General features: G+C 62.0%; 14 protein-coding genes. 6 read left to right on the top strand and 8 right to left on the bottom strand.

What is annotated here, in order from left to right; all coding sequences use genetic code 11:
* Positions 1–140: 140 nt before the first annotated feature.
* The 7 genes from FPT15_RS09495 to FPT15_RS09525 form a co-directional block, all read right to left on the bottom strand.
* Complete coding sequence (locus FPT15_RS09495) at positions 141–1,400, bottom strand: DUF3426 domain-containing protein (RefSeq protein ID WP_145160293.1); 1,260 nt, start codon at positions 1,398–1,400, stop codon at positions 141–143.
* 30 nt (positions 1,401–1,430) lie between these two features.
* On the bottom strand, positions 1,431–2,309 hold the full coding sequence (gene prmA, locus FPT15_RS09500; RefSeq protein WP_145160295.1) for a 50S ribosomal protein L11 methyltransferase: 879 nt from the start codon (positions 2,307–2,309) through the stop codon (positions 1,431–1,433).
* A 277-nt stretch (positions 2,310–2,586) separates the two neighbouring features.
* Positions 2,587–3,948, bottom strand: a complete 1,362-nt coding sequence (gene accC, locus FPT15_RS09505; RefSeq protein ID WP_145160297.1) for an acetyl-CoA carboxylase biotin carboxylase subunit — start codon at positions 3,946–3,948, stop codon at positions 2,587–2,589.
* 17 nt (positions 3,949–3,965) lie between these two features.
* Positions 3,966–4,427, bottom strand: coding sequence for an acetyl-CoA carboxylase biotin carboxyl carrier protein (gene accB, locus FPT15_RS09510; RefSeq protein ID WP_017738537.1), 462 nt, complete (start codon positions 4,425–4,427; stop codon positions 3,966–3,968).
* 24 nt (positions 4,428–4,451) lie between these two features.
* The gene (gene aroQ / locus FPT15_RS09515) at positions 4,452–4,907 is read right to left on the bottom strand and encodes a type II 3-dehydroquinate dehydratase (protein ID WP_016972516.1); all 456 of its coding nucleotides are present in this window, start codon (positions 4,905–4,907) and stop codon (positions 4,452–4,454) included.
* 297 nt (positions 4,908–5,204) lie between these two features.
* A complete protein-coding gene (locus tag FPT15_RS30335) occupies positions 5,205–5,753 on the bottom strand; it encodes a methyl-accepting chemotaxis protein (RefSeq protein ID WP_370004716.1) in 549 nt (182 codons plus the stop codon).
* A 1,478-nt stretch (positions 5,754–7,231) separates the two neighbouring features.
* The gene (locus FPT15_RS09525; protein WP_145160301.1) at positions 7,232–8,902 is read right to left on the bottom strand and encodes a PleD family two-component system response regulator; all 1,671 of its coding nucleotides are present in this window, start codon (positions 8,900–8,902) and stop codon (positions 7,232–7,234) included.
* Between the two features lie 299 nt (positions 8,903–9,201).
* On the opposite strand from FPT15_RS09525, the gene FPT15_RS09530 reads away from it, so the two are divergent.
* From FPT15_RS09530 to FPT15_RS09550, 5 genes are all read left to right on the top strand, one after another.
* On the top strand, positions 9,202–10,269 hold the full coding sequence (locus FPT15_RS09530) for a DUF2333 family protein (protein ID WP_145160303.1): 1,068 nt from the start codon (positions 9,202–9,204) through the stop codon (positions 10,267–10,269).
* A gap of 2 nt (positions 10,270–10,271) precedes the next feature.
* Complete coding sequence (locus FPT15_RS09535; protein WP_145160305.1) at positions 10,272–10,808, top strand: NUDIX hydrolase; 537 nt, start codon at positions 10,272–10,274, stop codon at positions 10,806–10,808.
* A gap of 182 nt (positions 10,809–10,990) precedes the next feature.
* Positions 10,991–11,362, top strand: a complete 372-nt coding sequence (locus FPT15_RS09540; RefSeq protein WP_005784408.1) for a translation initiation factor Sui1 — start codon at positions 10,991–10,993, stop codon at positions 11,360–11,362.
* A gap of 213 nt (positions 11,363–11,575) precedes the next feature.
* Positions 11,576–13,489, top strand: a complete 1,914-nt coding sequence (speA, locus tag FPT15_RS09545; RefSeq protein ID WP_145160307.1) for an arginine decarboxylase — start codon at positions 11,576–11,578, stop codon at positions 13,487–13,489.
* A gap of 153 nt (positions 13,490–13,642) precedes the next feature.
* A complete protein-coding gene (locus FPT15_RS09550; protein WP_145160309.1) occupies positions 13,643–14,536 on the top strand; it encodes an alpha/beta hydrolase in 894 nt (297 codons plus the stop codon).
* Here FPT15_RS09550 and FPT15_RS09555 read toward each other — a convergent pair.
* Entirely contained in the window at positions 14,481–15,818 is a 1,338-nt protein-coding gene (locus tag FPT15_RS09555) for an MATE family efflux transporter (protein WP_145160311.1), read from the bottom strand. The genes FPT15_RS09550 and FPT15_RS09555 overlap by 56 nt on opposite strands.
* A 299-nt stretch (positions 15,819–16,117) precedes the next feature.
* On the opposite strand from FPT15_RS09555, the gene FPT15_RS09560 reads away from it, so the two are divergent.
* On the top strand, positions 16,118–21,019 hold the full coding sequence (locus FPT15_RS09560) for an alpha-2-macroglobulin (protein ID WP_145160313.1): 4,902 nt from the start codon (positions 16,118–16,120) through the stop codon (positions 21,017–21,019).
* Positions 21,020–21,131 lie beyond the last annotated feature (112 nt).

Genomic DNA, 21,131 nt, shown 5'->3' on the forward strand with positions numbered 1-21,131 from the left:
GTTGGCATGATACCCGCTCTCGATGACTGGATAAAGGCTGAATTGGATAAAATCTGAACAGTTATTTCTTTATCGCGGTCGGTTTGGTTGCGCAGCGCCCAGTCAATTATCTGCCGTCAAACCTCGGCGTGCGCGGCGCCTCACTCGGGCGAGTGGAAACTCAGGCTGTAATTCACGGCTTTATTGCCTGGGTCGAGGATATCCAGGGAAATATGGATGGGTGTCTGCGAAGGCATTTCGCTCACCCCGGCCAGCTCACCACTGAGGTATTCGGCCGGTTTGAAGCGACGACTGGCAATCAGGCCGCCGTTCAAATCGGCAAAGCGCAGCTCCAGCAGCGGGAAGGGCTGTGAGAACGTCGCGCGGTTATAGATGATTGCGTCCACCACCAGCGCCCCGGCGAACTCGGGATTGCTGCGCACCACCAGGTTGCTGCTCTTGATGTGGGCAATATCGACCCGTGATGGCACGGTGCAACCGAGGGTTGGACACAGTTGCTGGAACCACGGGCGATAGGCGTCCTGGCGAGCCAGGTCGTCGAATTGATAGGCGATGTACTGGCCCGCCAGGCCAGCGGCGGCCAGCAGCACCAGGAGTATCCAGATGAGGCGACGGCCCCAGCTCGTCGGACGTTTCTGCGCATACAGGTGCAGCGGGTCGTCTTCCAGGTCCTGAAGTACATCGTCGTGAACGCTGGTTTCCGTGCGCGCACGCTTGCGCCGCGGTTGCGGGCGGTCTTCGGGTTCCGGCGCGTCCGCTGCCGCCGTCAGCGGCGTGAACGGCGGGTCGAGGTCGTCATCGTCGTCGTCAGGCGGAGAACGCAGCGGGGGCTCATCGTCGATATCGTCGATGTTGAACGACATCGATGGCTCGGTGCGCTGCTTGGTCGCAGGCGTCCTGGCCGGTTCAGGCGCGTCTTCGCTTGGTTGGGTGCGCTCTTCGGGCGGCTCGCTGAACAGGCTGGCGGCCCATTTTTCTTCTTCGGCCTTGACGGTGTCGCGACTGGCGCTGAGGGCATCTTCCTTTTGCCGGCGCTCGCTGCTCGCCTGGCGACGCTCCGCGCCGGGCGGTTGCGTGTGTTGAATCTCGCGGCGTTCAAGCTTGGCCAGTTCTTCGTCCAGGTCCAGGTTGTCCAGGTCCAGCTCTTCGGCGGTCCACTGTTTCTGGCTGATGGCCCGCGGTGCCTGGGGCACTGGCTCAACGGCGTGTTCGGCGACGCCTGGCTGCTCGGGTTCCGGCGCCGAGGTGCTGGCGCGCTGCTCCAGCAATTGGCGCGCGGCATTGAACACTTGCAGGCACGAGCCGCAGCGAACCACGCCACGGGCCACACTCAATTGAGCGTGGCTGACGCGAAAGCGCGCTTGGCAATGCGGGCACTGGGTGACGAAACTGTCGGTCATGCGGCCATCCGATTCAGGCAAGCGCTCATTCTAGCGCCGACGACCGCTGATGCGTACCCAGCCATCACGGTTGGCGATCGGATCCAGATCGAAATCCGCGGCATAGGCCGCAGCCACGTCTTCACCTTGTTCGGCAAGAATGCCCGACAGCGCCAGGCGACCTCCTGGCTTGACCAGGCTCGACAGTTGCGGAGCCAGGGAAACCAAAGGGCCGGCGAGGATATTCGCCACCAGCACATCGGCCTGCACCTGGGGCAATTGCTCCGGCAGGTAGAGGGGGAATTTGCCCTCAGGGATGTTGTTGCGCCCGGCGTTATCGCGGGAGGCTTCCAGGGCTTGTACGTCGATGTCGGTGCCGACCGCTTCCTTGGCGCCCAGCAGCAGGGCGGCAATTGCCAGGATCCCCGAGCCGCAGCCGAAGTCCAGCACGTTGCAGTCGGTCAGGTCCTGGCCGTCCAGCCATTCCAGGCACAGGGCGGTGGTCGGGTGGGTGCCGGTGCCGAACGCCAGGCCCGGGTCGAGCAGCAGGTTGACGGCATCCGGCTCAGGTGCGGCATGCCAGCTGGGTACGATCCACAGGCGTTGGCCAAAGCGCATCGGCTGGAAGTTGTCCATCCAGCTGCGTTCCCAGTCCTGGTCTTCGATCACTTCGCTGTGGTGCTCAGGCAGCGGGCTGCCGGTGAGCAACTCCATATGGGCCAGCACGGCGGCGGCATCGGTGCCGTCTTCGAACAGGGCCAGCAAGTGGGTGTGCGACCACAGCGGCGTGGTGTTGAGTTCGGGTTCGAAGATCGGTTGGTCTTCGGCGTCCATGAACGTCACCGAGACGGCGCCGACTTCAAGAAAAGCGTCTTCGTAGGTTTCGGCTTGTTCTGGGCTGATGGCGAGACGGACTTGCAGCCAAGGCATGGCGGGCACCTTTGAAAAAAATGAGTGTGCGACGGCGGGGTCGCGAAAGCGCGCAAGTTTACGCGAGCGAACAGCAGAAGACGACTGTGCTGAATGAACACGGACCGAATGTGGGAGGGGGCTTGCCCCCGATTGCGGTGTGTCAGTCTCTGTATCTGTAACTGATCCACCGCTGTCGGGGGCAAGCCCCCTCCCACATTTGGACTATGGACATCTTCAAAGTAGAGGGCTCAGAAACAACAAAGCCGCCCGAAGGCGGCTTTGTTGGGTGGAGCACTTACTGGTTGGCCAGTTTGTGTTCCAGGTAGTGAATGTTCACACCACCTTCGCAGAAGCCTTCATCACGCACCAGGTCCCGATGCAGCGGGATGTTGGTCTTGATGCCGTCTACCACGATTTCGTCCAGAGCGTTACGCATGCGGGCCATGGCCTCGTCGCGAGTGGCGCCCCAGGTGATCAGCTTGCCGATCAGCGAGTCGTAGTTGGACGGAACCTTGTAGCCGCTGTACAGGTGCGAATCGACGCGAACGCCGTTGCCGCCCGGAGCATGGAAATGCTTGACCAGGCCTGGACTTGGGATAAAGGTTTTCGGGTCTTCGGCGTTGATCCGGCACTCCAGGGAATGGCCGTGGATCTTCACGTCGTCCTGGGTAAACGACAGCGTGTTGCCAGCGGCGATGCTCAGCATCTCCTTGACGATGTCGATACCGGTGACCATCTCCGACACCGGGTGCTCTACCTGCACACGAGTGTTCATCTCGATGAAGTAGAAGCGGCCGTTCTCGTAGAGGAACTCGAATGTACCGGCGCCACGGTAGTTGATGTCGATGCACGCCTTGACGCAGCGAGCCAGTACTTCCTGGCGCGCGGTTTCATCCAGGCCGGGTGCCGGCGCTTCTTCCAGTACCTTCTGGTGACGGCGCTGCAGCGAGCAATCGCGGTCGCCCAGGTGGATGGCGTGGCCCTGGCCGTCGGACAGTACCTGCACTTCCACGTGACGTGGGTTGGTCAGGTACTTCTCCAGGTAGACCATCGGGTTGCCGAACCAGGCAGCCGCTTCGGAGCGGGTCTGCTTGGCGGCTTCGATCAGGTCTTCTTCCTTGTGCACCACGCGCATGCCGCGACCACCACCGCCACCGGCGGCCTTGATGATCACCGGGTAACCGACTTCGCGACCAATGCGCAGCGCGGTTGCCTCGTCTTCAGGCAGTGGGCCATCGGAGCCTGGAACGGTTGGCACGCCGGCAGCGATCATGGCGTCCTTGGCCGATACCTTGTCGCCCATCAGGCGAATGGTTTCGGCTTTCGGGCCAATGAAGGCAAACCCGGATTTTTCCACTTGTTCGGCGAAGTCGGCGTTTTCCGCAAGGAAGCCGTAGCCTGGGTGGATGCCATCAGCGCCGGTCACTTCAGCGGCCGCGATGATGTTGGAGACCTTCAGGTACGAGTTGGTCGCCAGTGGCGGGCCGATGCAGATGCTCTCGTCCGCCAGTTTCACGTGCATCAATTCGGTATCGGCCGTCGAGTAAACAGCGACGGTCTTGATGCCCTCTTCCTTACAGGCGCGCAGGATACGCAGCGCGATCTCGCCGCGGTTGGCGATCAGGACTTTTTGCAGTTTCTTCGCAGGTTTCAACATCGAAGGCGCTCCGCGGTTCAAACGATGGTGAACAGCGGCTGGTCGTACTCAACCGGCTGACCGTTTTCTACCAGGATGGATTCGATGACGCCGGCTTTTTCAGCGGTGATGTGGTTCATCATCTTCATCGCTTCAACGATGCAGATGGTGTCGCCCACTTTCACGGTTGCGCCGACTTCAACGAAGGCTGGCGAGGTCGGTGCCGGGGTGCGGTAGAACGTACCGACCATTGGCGACTTGACCACGAAGCCGTTCAGTACAGGCGCGGCAGGTGCGGCTGGAGCAGCGGCAGCAGGTGCGGCGGCTGGCGCAGCAGCGGCCGGAGCCGGTGCTTGCATCTGAGGTGCGTAGAACTGTTGAGCCGGGGTCTTGCTGTGACGGCTGATCCGTACGGACTCTTCGCCTTCCTTGATTTCCAGCTCGTCGATACCGGATTCTTCCAGCAGTTCGATCAGTTTCTTAACTTTACGGATATCCATGAATCATCAACTCCCAAGGGTCGGTCAGGGGCGCTTGGCCGGTTGTTCAATGTGTTCCAGGGCGGCCTCCAGGGCCAGTCGGTAACCGCTGGCGCCAAGGCCGCAGATCACGCCTACTGCTACGTCGGAGAAGTAGGAGTGATGGCGGAAAGCTTCGCGTTTGTGCACGTTGGACAGATGCACTTCGATGAATGGGATGCTCACCGCCAGCAGCGCGTCACGTAATGCAACACTCGTGTGCGTAAAAGCGGCGGGATTGATCAGGATAAAGTCCACGCCTTCGCCGCGCGCGGCATGGATGCGATCAATCAATTCGTACTCGGCATTGCTTTGCAGGTAGAGCAAATGGTGGCCGGCCTCACGCGCCCGTCGTTCAAGATCAAGGTTGATCTGATCGAGGGTGACTGCCCCGTAGACGCCCGGTTCGCGGGTGCCGAGCAGGTTCAGGTTGGGTCCGTGAAGAACCAGTAAGGTCGCCATCGGCTGTTCCTTGTTATTGATGTGGGTACGTCAGAACCCGGCGACTATGCCGCAAAGCCTTTGTGACTGTCCAGTTCTATGCAGTAGGCAGCACGATTAGCGATGATTGCGCAAAATTTGTGACTGGGGTGCAGTATCCAGTCATTGGCAACACTGTCTTGAAGACTGTGGATGTCAAATGTGGGAGGGGGCTTGCCCCCGATGCGCTGCATCAGGCAACACATGCAGTGAGTGACACACTGTCATCGGGGGCAAGCCCCCTCCCACTTTTTGCTCTCCATATGGCAGGAGATGGGCTCAAACCCGGAACGCCTGAACCGCCGTATTGAGCTGCCCACCCAGCACCAGCAGGTGTTCGCCCTGGCGGCGGCCCTGGCCGATGCGCAGCAGATTATCCTCACCCAACTGGTGAATCCGCTCGCTGTTGTCGCGAATCTCACTGACGGCGCCACTCTGCTGCGCGGTCACATCGGCGATGCGCACCGACGTGTCGGAAATGGTCTGGATTGCCCCGACGATTTCATCCAGCGCGCCATCCGCTGCCTGGGCTTGCTGGGCGGTGGCCTCGGCGTGCTCGACCTGAGTGCGCATGCCTTGCACCGATTGGTGGGCGGCGGTTTGCAGGCCGGCGATCAGGCTCTGGATTTCGGCCGTGGCGCCGGCGGTGCGTTGCGCCAGCGAGCGTACCTCATCGGCAACCACGGCAAACCCGCGTCCGGCCTCACCGGCCCGTGCAGCCTCGATGGCGGCATTGAGCGCCAGCAAGTTGGTCTGGTCGGCAATCGCGCGAATCACCGTCAGCACGCCGCCGATGGTGGCGGATTCTTCGGCGAGTTTTTCGATCATCTGCGCGTTTTGCTGCACCTCGCCCACCAGGGCGTGCAGCCCGGTCAGGCTCAGGCCGATCACCCGCTGGCCCTGTTCCACCGCCTGGCCCGCACTGCGGCTGGCGCCGGCCGCCTGACTGGCATCGCCGGCGACTTGCTGGATGGTCGCCTCCAGTTCACCCAGCGAATCACGGATCTGCGCCGTATCGCCAGCCTGACGCTCGGCGCCGTCGTGCAGCCCGCTGCTCAGTTCGGCGAGGGCGCGGCTGCTGCCGGCGACTTCTTCGGCATTGCCGCGAATGGTGCCCACCAAGTCCACCAGGTAAGCGCGCAAGCGGTTAAGCGAGGCCTCGATGTCGTGCAGTTCGCGGTTGGTCTTGCCCAAGGCAATCGACTGGCTGAAGTCGCCTTCGGCCCAGGTGGACAAGGCCGGTGCGAGGTTGGTCAGTACCCTTGCCAGCCGTCGTTGCAGCGTGTCGATCAGCAGTGCGATGAGCAAAATCAGCCCGATCATCACACCTTGCATCAGGCGCACTTCGCCCTGGATTCTGGCGTGTTGCGCGCGAACAACAGGTTCCAGGCCGGCGATGGCTTGCTGCACGGCAGCAATTTTCAGATGCGTGCTGTCGGCCAGTGCAGTGCGCAGCTGGATCTGATCGCGAGTGCGTTTGAGCTCGGCAGGGTAGCGGGTCAGCAGGCTGTTGAGTTCACGTTTGAGGTCCACGCCGGTGTCTTGCGCTTCGGCTTTTTCGCTGCTTTCCAGGCCCAGCATGGCGGAGAAATCATCCGCGCTGGACGCGGCGCTGGCCTTTACGCCCAGCAGCGGTAACTGCGCCAACAGGTCGGCCTGCGTGCGGATGCTGGCAACTTCGCGCTCCACCTCATCGGCCAGCTCTGCGCGCCCGCTGCTCACCAGCTTGTCGCGGGCCAGAGACAGTTTGCCCAGGTGTTGGGACGCGGCCATAAGCGGCGGCAAGTAGCGTGCAGCGTCGGGTGAAGTGACGGGTGAAGTGACGCCCGTGGCGTACTGGCTCAATTGCTCCAGGTTCGCGCCCAGCTCACGTTCGGCTTGCAGCAGCAGGGCTTGCGGGTCGCCGGCCAGTTTGCCGGCAGCCAGCAGGTCGGTTTTGCTGAAGGTGTCCAGCTCGACCAGGCTGGGGCGCAGGTTCTGCGCCAGGTCCGCCGGCAGTTCGTCGAGGTGCTGCAGGAGGTTTTCCAGGCTCTGGCCGGCACTGCTCAAACGCAACGCGTCGCCGCTGGCCAGGTAGTCGTCGATATTGCGCGCGGCCTGATTCTGAAATGTCTGCGACAGGCCAAGGTAGCGCTCCATCAGCAAATAAGGCTGTTCCAGTGCCCGTTGCGACCACCATAGCGTCGCGCCAAGGGCCAGGCACACGGCCACCAGCAGAAGGGTATTCAAATTGGTCAGCAGCTTCAGGCGCATGCGTGGTTTCAACCGACAGCAAAAGATAAGTGCCTGAAGTTATTGCGTTTCCATTACAGAGTTATGACGGAATCGGTGGATTCCGGTGAAAAGATGGCACTTTGCTTTGATGTGCGCGCAGCGTGTACGCGGTTGCGTCCGGTGTCCTTGGCGCGGTACAGCGCCTCGTCTGCCTGAGCGGCCATCATCAAGCTGTCGGAACCGTCGCACAGCTCCACCAGCCCGGCGCTGAAGGTGCACCACAAATCCTGCGGCTGGGCCGGGTAGTGAATTTCGGCAAACCGCCCACGGATTTCATCCAGCACTTTGCGGGCCGATTCCAGGTCGGTGTCGGGCATCACGATGGCAAATTCTTCACCGCCGTAGCGGCCGATGTAGTCGGTCTTGCGCAAGCGCTGCTTGAGAAACAGCGCCAGGCTCTTGATCACGCGGTCGCCCATCGGGTGGCCGTGGCTGTCGTTGACCCGCTTGAAGTGGTCAATGTCGAGCATGGCAAAGCTCAGCGGCTTGTTCTCGCGGCGCGCGCGGAAGCTGCAGTCTTCGAGCAGTTGCAGAATATGGGTGTGGTTGTACAGCCCGGTCAGGCTGTCACGCACCATTCGTGCCTTGAGGTTGCGCGCGCGGGCAGCGCGGTTGCGCACGGTGGTGATCAGGTGGCGCGGCTTGATCGGCTTGGTGAGGAAGTCGTCGCCGCCTTCGCTCATGGCGTCCAGTTGCTTGTCCAGGTCGTCTTCGGCCGACAGGTAGATGATCGGCACGCTGACGTAACGGTCATTGTGGCGGATCACCTTGGCCAGTTCGGTACCGGTACAGGCGGGCATGTACATGTCGAGGATGATCAAATCCGGCTGGAAGTCCGCCAGTTCGGCCATCGCCTGGATCGGCTCGATCAAGGTGCGCGTGACGATGCCGGCGCTGTTGAGCAGGCGCTCGGTGTGCAGCGCCTGAGCGCGTGAGTCGTCGATGATCAGCACCTTATAGGGCTCGTACTGCGCGACGCAGGTCAGCACCTCGATCTTTTCCAAAAGGCTTGAGGCCTCAAGCGTGCCAGTGAGAAATTCCTGGCCGCCGGCGCGCACGGCGGCCAGGCGCGTCGGGGTGTCGGTTTCGTGCAGGCTGAAAAACAGCAGCGGCAGCTTTTGCTCCAGGCCTTCCTGGGCTTCGGCGGCGAGCTTGAGGCCCAGGCCGGCACCGCAGAAATCCACATCCATCACGATGGCCGACGGCAGGCGCTCGGCCAGCGACGCGCGAAAGGCTGCCACGCTGTCCAGCGACTGGGCGCTCATGCCAAAGAATTCAAGCTGCTTGGCCAGGCGCTCGGCGCGGTCGTGATCGGCCAGCATCACGTAGATCGGCTTGCGCATGGGGGGCAGGAAGGTTTGTTCCAGCTGGTCGCCCTGGCGCAGGCCGGTGCGGGACAGGCGCTGCATCAGGCGGTTGAGTTCGGTGATCACCTGGCTGCTCAGGCGGCCGCGATTTTCATCCACCGCCTTGAGGGACTCGCCAATGTGCCGCGCCAGCTGGCCGTGTTCCGGCTGCTCGAAACGCTCGGCAAAGCGCAGCAGGCGCAGGTTGGCTTCGCTGAGTTCGGATAAATCGGTGTTCGACCATTCGCTGCGTTGCAGGCGTTGCCAGATCTCAAGAATTTGACGTGCCTGATGAATTACCCGCTGGGCAAAATGGTGCTTGAGACGCTCACGGCTGGGGTCTTCTGGCTCGGTCATATCCTGACTACTAGTTAGGGTGCATGCAGAGGTCGACTGATGGCTCTATGCTAGCACCTCTTTTCTCTCACATGAGTGTCTTGCGTCAATTAAGTAGCGGTCTGGGCCATTCAGTTTTTGACCTGATGGTCGCGCTGCGTAAAAAGCGTGCTTCATTTATAGTCGAACATCCCTTGCGCGCCACTTTCGGTTAAAAGCCCCGCGCCGATGGGCACGATGGGGTAGGGTTGTGGTCGGAGTGTTTGAACGCACCCGGACAAATGACGTGCATGAACTCAAGTGATTGAAAGGATATCGCCATGCTGGACTGGAAAAACCGCGCAGGCAGTGCCAAAGGCCCCGCCCCTGAGCCCAAGTCGGCCAACCGTAGTTACTTTCGCAACCTGCTGATGAGCAAAGCCCTGCTCAGCGTGCTGGGTTTGTACCTGTTGGTGACCGGCGCCCTGGGTTGGTACTGGAGCGAAGAGCCGGCGCTGTTCCCGGTCCAGCAAAATGCCCAGCTTGCCGCCGAGAAGGAAGGCAAGCAGATGGTGGTGGGCTACACCACCGTCGAAACCCTCAAGACCGTGGTCGGCACCTTGCTGAACAAGCCCGGTGGCTACATTTCCAACGACCGTTTCCCGCCGGGCCTGTGGATGGACAACATGCCGAGCTGGGAATATGGCGTGCTGGTGCAAGTGCGTGACCTGACCCGTGCCCTGCGTAAAGACTTCGCCCGCTCCCAGTCGCAGTCGGCCGAAGACGCTGACTTGGCCAAGGCCGAGCCGCGTTTCAACTTCGATAACAAAAGCTGGGTGCTGCCCTCCAGCGAGTCGGAGTACCAGGAAGGCATCAACTCCCTGAGCCGCTATGAAGCGCGCCTGTCGGACCCGAACCAGCGCGGCGCGCTGTTCTATGCGCGTGCCGACAACCTGAACAACTGGCTGGGCGATGTCGCGACCCGCTTGGGTTCGCTGTCGCAACGCCTGTCGGCCAGCGTTGGCCGGGTGAAACTGAACACCGCACTGAAAACCGAGGCGCTGGCGCCGGGTGAAGTGCCGCAGGTCGACGAAGAAGTGGTGGAAACCCCATGGATGCAAATCGACAACGTGTTCTACGAGGCCCGCGGCCAGGCCTGGGCCTTGTCCCACTTGCTGCGCGCCATTGAAGTGGACTTTGCCGACGTGCTGGCCAAGAAAAACGCCACCGTCAGCGTGCGCCAGATCATTCGTGAGCTGGAGGCCTCGCAGGAGCCGGTGTGGAGTCCTATGATTCTGAACGGCAGTGGCTTTGGCGTCCTCGCCAACCACTCGCTGGTCATGGCCAACTATATTTCCCGGGCAAACGCTGCAGTTATAGATTTGCGTCAGCTCCTCAACCAGGGGTGATGATGGACGCTTCTCAAAAGGAGGCCGCGCATCGCGCGGCCTCCGACGCTGAACTGATCGACTGGGTCGACGAGCAGGACAACCTGCTCGGTACCCTGGTGCGATCCGACCTGCGCCAACGTGGCCTGATCGGCCGTTGCACCTTTATCTTCCTGTTCAATGCTGCCGGTGAGTTGTGTGTGCATCGGCGCACCCTGAGCAAAGCCATGTACCCGGGTTTTTGGGACACCGCGGCGGGCGGCATGGTGGCGGCCGGCGAGAGCTACGCCGATTCGGCGGCCCGTGAGCTGGAAGAAGAGCTTGGCGTTGCGGGCGTGGAGCTGGTCGAGCATGACCATTTCTACTTTGAGGATGGCGACAGCCGGCTGTGGTGCAAATCCTACTCCGCTGTCTGGGATGGCCCGTTGCGCCTGCAGCCGGAAGAGGTGATGGAAGCGCGGTTTTTGCCCATTGAAATTGTCCTGCAGGAAGCCGAGCAAAAGCCTTACTGCCCGGACGCTCAAGAGGGCTTGCGGCGCTATCTGGCCTTGCGTCGCTAAAGTTGCATAAATTGGCGCTATTTGGCTCTTAGCAAGTCGGCTTTTTGCCGTTACACTGCGCGACTTTTCACCCGAACCACCTTTACGGTTCGGTAGCGCTGCCCCTGCCTGAGTGGGGCTTCGCGGTCGGTAATGCTCCTGGGGAGCGCCGATCAGTCTTTGTCCTCCCAAGAGGATTGCCGGTGGCCAAAAAAGCCGCATCCTTCGCCGCCCTTGGTGGCCTGGTATTTTCCACCGACGCAGGTCGACACTGCCCGGACTGTCGTCAGCCCGTGGATTCGTGCACCTGCAAACAGACCCTGATCCCTGAAGGCGACGGTATTGCGCGCGTGCGACGCGAGAGCAAAGGCCGTGGCGGCAAGACGGTGACCACCATCACCGGCGTGCCGCTGGCCGAAGATGCCCTGAAGGAACTGGCTACCACGCTGAAAAAGCGCTGTGGCACCGGTGGCGCGTTGAAAGACGGCGTTATCGAGATCCAGGGCGATCACGTCGAGTTGCTGTTGGCCGAGCTGATCAAGCTGGGTTACAAGGCGAAGAAGTCCGGCGGCTAGCAGCCTCTGTGAAACCCACCCCGATCGCCGGTTTGCTGAACGCGAACTGTCGTCTCCATGGTTTTCACAGAGCCTGTTCCTGACCGGTGTCTAAACTCTGTCCTGCGAGTGGGGTCTACCTTCCTTACAGGCAAATCGTCATTTTCATTCTTTAGACTTCGCCAGCCTTACAAGAAGGGTGTGGTGATCTTCGACTTTATATAGGGGACTTCGATGTCCGTACGACGCACACGCAAAGACGATGGCAGCCAATGGACAGTTGCGGACAGCCGCAGTGTTTACGGGATTCGCCATTGGGGGGCCGGGTATTTCGCGATCAATGAAGCCGGTCGCGTTGAAGTCCGTCCGAACGGCCCGAACAGCACGCCTGTCGATCTGTACGAACAAGTTGACGAGCTGCGCAAAAGCGGCCTGTCCTTGCCGCTGCTGGTGCGCTTCCCCGACATCCTGCAAGACCGCGTGCGCCAGCTGACCGGGGCGTTCGACGCGAACATCGAGCGCCTGGAATACCAGAGCAAGTACACCGCGCTGTACCCGATCAAGGTGAACCAGCAGGAAGCGGTGATCGAGAACATCATCGCCACCCAGAACGTGTCCATCGGCCTGGAAGCCGGCTCCAAGCCTGAGCTGTTGGCCGTGCTGGCCCTGGCACCGAAAGGCGGCACCATCGTCTGCAACGGTTACAAAGACCGTGAGTTCATCCGCCTCGCGCTGATGGGCCAGAAGCTGGGCCACAACGTGTTCATCGTGATCGAGAAAGAATCCGAAGTGGCGCTGGTGATCGAAGAGGCGGCCAACCTCAAGGTCAAGCCACAGGTTGGCCTGCGCGTGCGGTTGTCGTCCCTGGCGTCGAGCAAATGGGCAGACACCGGTGGTGAGAAGTCCAAGTTCGGTTTGTCGGCGGCGCAACTGCTGTCGGTGGTCGAGCGCTTCCGCGCTGCCGGCCTGGATCAGGGCATCCGCCTGCTGCACTTTCACATGGGTTCGCAGATCGCCAACCTGGCCGACTACCAGCACGGGTTCAAGGAAGCCATTCGTTACTACGGCGAACTGCGCAACCTCGGCTTGCCGGTGGACCACATCGACGTCGGCGGCGGCCTGGGCGTGGACTACGACGGTACCCACTCGCGTAACGCCAGCTCGATCAACTACGACATGGACGACTACGCCGGCGTGGTCGTGGGCATGCTCAAGGAATTCTGCGACGCGCAGAGCCTGCCGCACCCGCATATCTTCTCCGAAAGCGGCCGTTCCCTGACCGCGCACCACGCCATGCTGGTGGTGCAGGTCACTGACGTTGAGAAACACAACGACGAAATCCCGCTGATCGAGAACAAGGAAAACCTGCCGGAAACCGTGCAGTGGCTGGTGGACCTGCTGGGCCCGACCGACATTGAGATGGTCACCGAAACTTACTGGCGCGCTACGCACTACATGAGCGACGTGGCCACCCAGTACGCCGACGGCAAACTGACCCTGGCCGAAAAAGCCCTGGCCGAACAGTGCTACTTCGCCGTGTGCCGTCGCCTGCACAACTCCTTGAAAGCCCGCCAGCGTTCGCACCGCCAAGTGCTCGACGAACTCAACGACAAGCTCGCCGACAAGTACATCTGCAACTTCTCGGTATTCCAGAGTCTGCCGGACACCTGGGCGATTGGCCAGGTCCTGCCGATTCTGCCGCTGCACCGTCTCGACGAAGAGCCTCTGCGCCGCGCCGTGCTGCAAGACCTGACCTGCGACTCCGACGGCAAGATCAAGCAATACGTCGACGAGCAGAGCATCGAAACCAGCCTGCCGGTGCACGCCTTGAACGAAGGTGAAGACTACTTGCTGGGCATTTTCCTGGTGGGCGCTTACCAGGAAATCCTGGGCGACATGCACAACCTGTTCGGCGACACCGACTCGGTGAACATCTACCAGCGTGAGGACGGTTCGGTGTACAGCGCCGGGATCGAGACCCACGACACCATCGAAGACATGCTGCGCTATGTGCACCTGTCGCCGGAAGAGTTGATGACGCACTACCGTGACAAGTGCGCGAGCGCGAAGATCAGTGCGTCGGAGCGTACGCAATTCCTCGACGCGTTGCGTCTTGGTTTGACGCGTTCTTCGTACCTGTCGTCGTGATCTAAGCTGATAGCAATCTAATGTGGGAGCGGGCTTGCTCGCGAAGGCGGTACATCAGTCACACATGTGTTACTGACCTACCGCTTTCGCGAGCAAGCTCGCTCCCACATTTGGATCTTCATTTGGCAGTGCCTTCCGTGTGGGGTCTGAACGATGTCGAGCAAATGGCTGCAAGCCTTCACCCTGGCATTCGCCGCCTTTCTGGCGGCCTGCTCGCCGATCAAAGTGCTCAACGCACTCACGCCTTCCGACACGTTCACCAAAACCTCCTCCATTGCCTACGGCGATGACCCGCGCCAAACACTCGATGTCTACCGTCCGATCAAGGCATTGCCCAATACCCCGGTCGTGGTGTTTTTCTACGGTGGCAGCTGGAACAGCGGCGCCAAGGATGACTACGGTTTTGTCGGCGAAGCCCTGGCTTCGCGCGGCATCGTGGTGGTGATCGCCGACTACCGGCTCTACCCGCAAGTGCGCTACCCCTCGTTTTTGCAGGACAACGCCCAGGCCGTCGCCTGGACTTATCAACACATCGCCGACTACGGCGCCGACCCCAGGCAGCTGTACCTGATGGGGCACAGCTCCGGCGCCTACAACGCGTCGATGCTGGCGCTGGATCCACGCTGGCTTAAAGAAGTGAACCTGTCGCCCACAATGCTGAAGGGCTGGATCGGCCTGGCCGGGCCGTATGACTTCCTGCTGATTGAAAACCCTGACGTGAAGCCGGTGTTTTTCTTTCCTGACTCGCCGCCGGATTCCCAGCCGATCAACCATGTCAGCCACGCTGCGCCGCCGAGTCTGTTGATCGCGTCGGTGAGCGACACGCTGGTCAACCCCACGCGCAATACCGGTGGGTTGGCGAAAAAACTGCGCGCAGCGGATGTACCGGTTGAAGCGTTTTACTTCACCAAGACCAGCCACGCGACACTGGTGGCGTCTATCGCTCGGCCCTTACGCTGGCTGGCGCCGGTACTTGACCGCGTCACGGCCTTTATCCAAGCCACTGATTCTGCCGATTCAAGCGCCAGGCAATCGCCCACAAAGTAAGGCTGCGCAGGGCCATGAACAGCAGGAAGGTAAGCCACAGGCCGTGGTTGCCGTAAGGCTGCAGTGCCCAGGCGAAGGGCAGCAGCATCGCCACGGTGAGCAGCATGCCGTTGCGCATTTCCCGCGCGCGGGTGGCGCCGATAAACAGGCCGTCGAGCAAGTAGCTCCACACCGCAATCAACGGCAGCACCGCCAGATACGGCAGGTAAATGTCGGCGGTTTCGCGCACGCTGGGGATGTCGGTTTGCATGGCGATAAACAGATGGCCGGCAAAGGTGAACAGCAGCGCGAACCCGACACTGGCGATCAGTGACCAGCCGCAGGCAACCACCAGCGAACGGCGCAGCGCCCGCCGATCATGGGCGCCGATGGCATGCCCGCACAGGGCTTCGACCGCGTGGGCCAGACCGTCCAGGGCATGCGCCGTCAGCAGCAGGCCATTGAGCAGCAGCGCGTTGGCTGCCACGGTGGCGTCGCCCAATCGTGCGCCTTGCACCGTGATCATGAAAAACACCGATTGCAGGGCGAGGCTGCGGATGAAAATGTCGCGGTTCACCGCCAGCAACGGGCGCCAGCTTTGCCAGACTTTGAGCGCGGCCCAAGCGATATGCCCGGGGTAGGCGCGCAAGGCGTTTTGCGTCAGGGCCAGGCCGAGCAGGGCGCCGGTCCATTCGGCGATGACCGAGGCACGTGCGGAGCCGACCACGCCCCACTCCAGACCCAGGACGAACCACAGGTTCAAGGCGATGTTGACCAGGTTGGTGGTCAACAGAATCGCCAGCGGCGCGCGGGCGTTTTGCGTGCCCAGGAACCAGCCGACCAAGGCGTAGCTGGCCAGGGCGGCGGGCAGGCCGAACAGGCGCGTGTGGAAAAACTCGCGGGTCAGCTGATTGAGTTCGGGAGAGGGTTGCATCCACTCCAACGCCAGGTGGCTCAGCGGAATGCCGACGGTGCCCAGCAACATCGCCAACCCCAGTGCCAGCAGCAGGCCTTGCAGCAGGATTTGCCGCAGCGCCGCGCCGTCATTGCGCCCGGCGGCTTGGGCGGCGAACCCGGTGGAGCCCATGCGCAAAAAACCCATGGCCCAGGCGAGGAAGGTGTACAGGCTGGCACCGACGGCCACGGCGCCCAACTGGTGGGCGTGGGGCAGGTGGCCGATGACCATGCTGTCGACCAGGGCCACCAGCGGCACCGAAATATTTGACAGGATCATCGGCGCGGCCAGCGCCCAGACGCGACGGTGGGTGGGGCGGTGGCGCCAGTCGGTGAGCAGGGAAGTCATGGAGGCTCCTTTGGGGGAACGGCATTGTAACTGGCCCCCAGCCGCACCATAGAACCAATGTGGGAGCTGGCTTGCCAGCGATGGCGGACTGTCAGTCAAAATAGTGCTGGCTGACACACCGCTATCGCAGGCAAGCCAGCTCCCACATTTTGATCTCCAGTAGCTGTGGGATTTGGCTGGGATAAGCGAGGATCAAGAACCAAAGCACCCTCCGTCGGTCAATGTGACCAGCACCTCATCGGCCTCTCGCAGGCTGATATATAGTTCACCCCTCGGACCCCTCTCACGACGAGTGCCCCATGCTTAACAAAGGACTGTTCCTGGCCTGCGCGCTGGCCCTGCTGAGCGCCTGCGATTCCTCCGATAAACCGGCTGCCCCGACCGCTCCTGCGGCGGCGACGGTTGCACCCAAACCGGCGAAAGCGGCGGTGGATGTGGCAGTGCTGAAACAGCGCTATGCCGGCCGTGAGTTGAGCGTGGTGGACGTGTCCGAAGTCCAATTGGACGGGGCCAGCACGCTGTCGGTGAGCTTTTCCATCCCGTTGGACCCCGAGCAGAAATTCGCCGACAAAGTCCACTTGGTGGACAGCAAGTCCGGCAAGGTCGATGGCGCCTGGGAGCTGTCCGATAACCTGATGGAGTTGCGCCTGCGTCACTTGGAGCCGCAGCGCAAACTGGTGCTGACGGTTGACGCTGGCGTGAAGGCGGTCAACGACAACAAGCTCGCTGCCGAGTACAGCGCACGCCTGGAAACCCGTGACCTGCAAGCCACGGTCGGCTTCGCCAGCCGCGGCACCTTGCTGCCGACCCGTCTGGCTGAAGGCCTGCCGGTGATAGCGCTGAATGTCGACAAGATCGACGTCGAATTCTTCCGCATCAAACCCGAATCCCTGCCGTCGTTCCTGGCGCAGTGGGGGCGCAATACCAGCCTGCAAAGTTACGAGTCCCGCGAACTGCTACCGATGGCCGACCTGGTCTACGGCGGCCGCTTCGACCTGAACCCGGCGCGCAATACGCGCGAAACCCTGTTGCTGCCGATCGCCGGCCTCAAGCAGTTGCAACAGCCGGGCGTGTACCTGGCGGTGATGCGCGCCTCGGGCACCTACAACTATTCGCAACCGGCCACGCTGTTCACGTTGAGTGATATCGGCCTGTCGGTGCACCGCTATGCCAATCGCCTGGATGTGTTTACCCAAGCGCTCGAAGGCGGCAAGGCGCTGGAGGGCGTGGACCTCGAAGTGCTGGATGCCGAAGGCCGCGTGCTGGGCCAGGGCAAGACCGAAAAGGGTGGCCATGCCGAGTTGCCGTTGCCGAAAAAAGCCCAGGTGTTGCTGGCCAAGCTTGGCGAACAAACCAGCCTGCTGCGCCTGGACAGCGCCGCGCTGGACCTGGCCGAGTTCGATATCGGCGGCCAGCCGGCGCACCCGCTGCAGTTTTTTGTGTTCGGCCCACGTGACCTGTATCGCCCCGGTGAAACCGTGCTGCTCAACGCCTTGTTGCGCGACAAGGATGGCAATGCCGTCAAGCCGCAACCGGTGAGCGTGGAGGTGCGCCGGCCGGATGAGCAGGTCAGCCGCAAGTTCGTGTGGGATGCCGATGCGTCGGGCCTCTATCAGTACCAGCTGCAATTGGCCGGTGAAGCGCCGACCGGGCGCTGGCAACTGGTGTTCGACCTCGGCGACGGCAAGCCGCAGCTGTATGAGTTTCTCGTCGAGGACTTCTTGCCCGAGCGCCTGGCGCTGGAACTCAAGGGCAGTGACACAGCCTTGAGCCCGGCGGATAACCCGGTGATTCACGTCAATGGTCGCTACCTCTACGGCGCACCGGCATCGGGCAACCGCGTCAGCGGGCAAGTGTATGTGCGCCCGTTGCGCGAGGCGGTCAAATCGCTGCCGGGCTACCAGTTCGGCTCGGTCACCGAAGAAGAACTGAGTCAGGATTTCGAGCTGGACGAAAGCGTGCTCGACGCCAAGGGTCAGGAAGACCTGTCGCTGGAAAGCAAATGGGCCGAGGCCAAATCACCCCTGCAATTAATCGTGCAGGCCAGCCTTCAAGAGTCAGGTGGGCGCCCGATCACTCGGCGTCTGGTGCAGCCGATCTGGCCGGCCGAGCAACTGCCGGGGCTGCGTGGCTTGTTCGACGGCAAGGAAACCAACGGCGATGGCCCAGCAGAATTCGAAGTGCTGCTGGCCAACCAGGACGGGCAGAAACTCGCCGCGCAAAACCTCAAGGTGCGCCTGGTGCGTGAGCGCCGCGACTACTACTGGAACTACTCGGAGAGCGACGGCTGGAGTTACCACTTCAACGAGAAATTCCTCAACCTCGACGAACAGACCCTGAACATCAAGGCGGGCGACACCGCCAAAGTCAGCTTCCAGGTCGAGTGGGGCCCGTACCGTGTCGAGGTCGAAGACCCGCAAACCGGGCTGGTCAGCAGCCTGCGTTTTTGGGCCGGCTACCAGGCCCAGGACAACACCGAAGGCGGCGCCGTGCGCCCGGACCAAGTCAAATTGGCGCTGGATAAACCGGCGTATGGCGATGGCGATACCGCCAATGTCACCGTCACGCCACCGGCAGCCGGTAAAGGCTACCTGCTGGTGGAATCCAGTGAAGGGCCGCTGTGGTGGCAGGAAATCGATGTGCCGGCCGAAGGCAAAAGCTTCGCCGTGAAGCTTGACCCGAAATGGTCGCGCCATGACCTGTACGTCAGCGCGCTGGTGATTCGTCCGGGTGAGCGCAAAGCCAATATCACGCCTAAACGAGCCGTGGGTTTGCTGCACCTGCCATTGGATCGCACCCAGCGCAAACTCGGCCTGACCCTTACCGCGCCGGAAAAAATGCGCCCCAAACAACCGCTGACGGTGAAGATCGCCGCCAGAAACGCCGACGGCAGCGTGCCCAAACAGGTGCATGTGCTGCTGGCGGCCGTGGACGTGGGCATCCTCAATATCACCGAATACCCGACACCGGACCCGTACTCCAGCCTGTTTGGTCGCAAGGCTTATGGCGTGGACCAGTTCGACATCTACGGCCAGTTGATCGAGGCCGGTCAGGGTCGTTTGGCCAGCCTGGCGTTCGGTGGTGATGCGGCGCTGGCCAAGGGCGGCAAACGCCCGGACACCAGCGTGACCATTGTGGCGTTGCAGAGCGCGCCCGTGACCTTGAATGAACAGGGCGAGGGCGAAGTCAGCGTCAATATCCCCGACTTCAATGGCGAATTGCGCCTGATGGCCCAAGCCTGGAGCGATGATCGGTATGGCATGGCCGAAGGCAAGACGGTGATTGCCGCGCCGCTGATTGCCGAACTGTCGGCGCCGCGCTTTCTCGCCGGTGGTGACCAGACCACGTTAGCGCTGGACCTGTCCAACCTGTCGGGCAGCGCGCAGAAACTCGATGTGCAATTGAGCACCGAAGGCCAGCTGGAGTTGGTCAACAGCGGCGCGCAGTCTGTTGAACTCAAGCAAGGCCAGCGCACCACCTTGCGCATCCCGGTCAAAGCCTGGGGCGGGTTAGGGCAGGGCAAGGTCAAGGTCACGGTAAACGGCCTGGACCTGCCGGGGGAAAACCTGCCGCCGTTCAGCCGCGAGTGGACCCTGGGTGTGCGCCCGGCCTACCCGGCGCTGCTCAAGCATTACCGCGCGGTGCTCAAGGATCAGCCGTGGAGCTTGCCGGTCGGCAGTCTGGATCAGTTCGATACCTCGGGGCGCGAAGCGCTGCTGAGCCTGTCGAGCCGGCCGCCGCTGAACCTCGGCGCGCAGATCAGTGCGCTCAAGGCGTACCCCTATGGCTGCCTGGAGCAGACGGCCAGCGGCCTGTATCCGTCGCTGTATGCCGACGCTGCCCTGCTCAAGCGCCTGGGCATCAAGGGCGAGTCGGACAGCGAACGCAAACGCAAGATCGAGCTCGGCATCGAGCGCCTGCTGGGCATGCAGCGCTACAACGGCAGCTTTGGTTTGTGGGGCGCCGACGGCGAAGAGGAATATTGGCTGACTGCTTACGTCACCGACTTCCTGCTGCGCGCCCGCGACCAGGGCTTTGCCGTGCCGCCTGAAGCGCTGAAGAAAGCCAGCGAGCGCCTGCTGCGTTATGTGCAGGAACGCAACCTGATCGAAGTGGATTACAGCGACAACGCCGACCACACCCGCTTTGCCGTGCAGGCCTACGCCGGCATGGTGCTGGCACGCAGTCAGCAAGCGCCGTTGGGCGCGTTGCGCAGTATCTTCGAGCGCCGCAGCGAGGCGCGCTCCGGGTTGCCGTTGGTGCAGTTGTCCATTGCCCTGCAAAAAATGGGCGACCAGCCACGTGCCGATCAAGCCTTGCTTGCCGGCCTGGCGGCGCAACGCAATGCCAACGAGTGGCTGGCCGACTATGGCAGCCCGCTGCGTGACCAGGCAATGATCCTGGCATTGCTTGAAGAAAACGACTTGGCCAAGGGCAAGCGCGAGGAGCGTTTGTTTACGCTCTCGGACCAATTGGCCGCCAGCCCTTATCTCTCGACCCAGGAACGTAATTCACTGTTCCTGGCCGGGCGCCTCGGGTTCTCACAGCCGGAGTCGAACTGGCAGGTGTCGCTGACCGGCAGTGGCGGTGTGCAAACGTTGAACAACCAACAGTCGACGCTGGCGCTGGATGGCAAGCAGCTGTCCAGCGACCTGACCCTGAGCAATCAGGGCGAGGCGCCGGTTTACCAGCAACTGACGATCTCCGGTTACCCCCAAGTGCCACCGGCACCGGGCGGCGACAACCTGAGTATCCGTCGCGAATACCTGGGCATGAATGGCCAGCCGTTGAACCTGCATAACGTCAACAGTGGCGACCTGGTGCTGGTGCATGTAGCGGTCAGCGCCAAGCAGCGGGTGCCGGACGCGTTGGTGGTTGACCTGTTGCCGGCTGGGCTGGAGCTGGAAAACCAGAACCTGGCACAAAGTGCAGCCAGCCTGGAAAACGCCAGCAGCCAGGTGAAGGAGTGGCGCGAGTCGATGCAGAACGCGTCGCTCAAGCACCAGGAGTTCCGCGATGATCGCTATGTGGCGGCGATGAACCTGGAGGGTTATGGCGCCACCACGCACTTGTTGTACCTGGCGCGGGCGGTGACGCCGGGGACTTATCGCGTGCCGCCGCCGCAGGTGGAGTCGATGTATCGGCCGAACTGGCAGGCGGTGGGGGAGACGCCGGCGGATTTGGTGATCAAGGGGCGCTGATACCTGGCGGTAGGAATGGGGTTCAAATGTGGGGGCTGGCTTGCCTGCGATGGCGGTGGGTCAGCCGGCACGTTTGGTGGCTGATAGATCGCTATCGCAGGCAAGCCAGCTC

The sequence above is a fragment of the Pseudomonas sp. RGB genome, from assembly GCF_007713445.1.
GTDB lineage: Bacteria > Pseudomonadota > Gammaproteobacteria > Pseudomonadales > Pseudomonadaceae > Aquipseudomonas.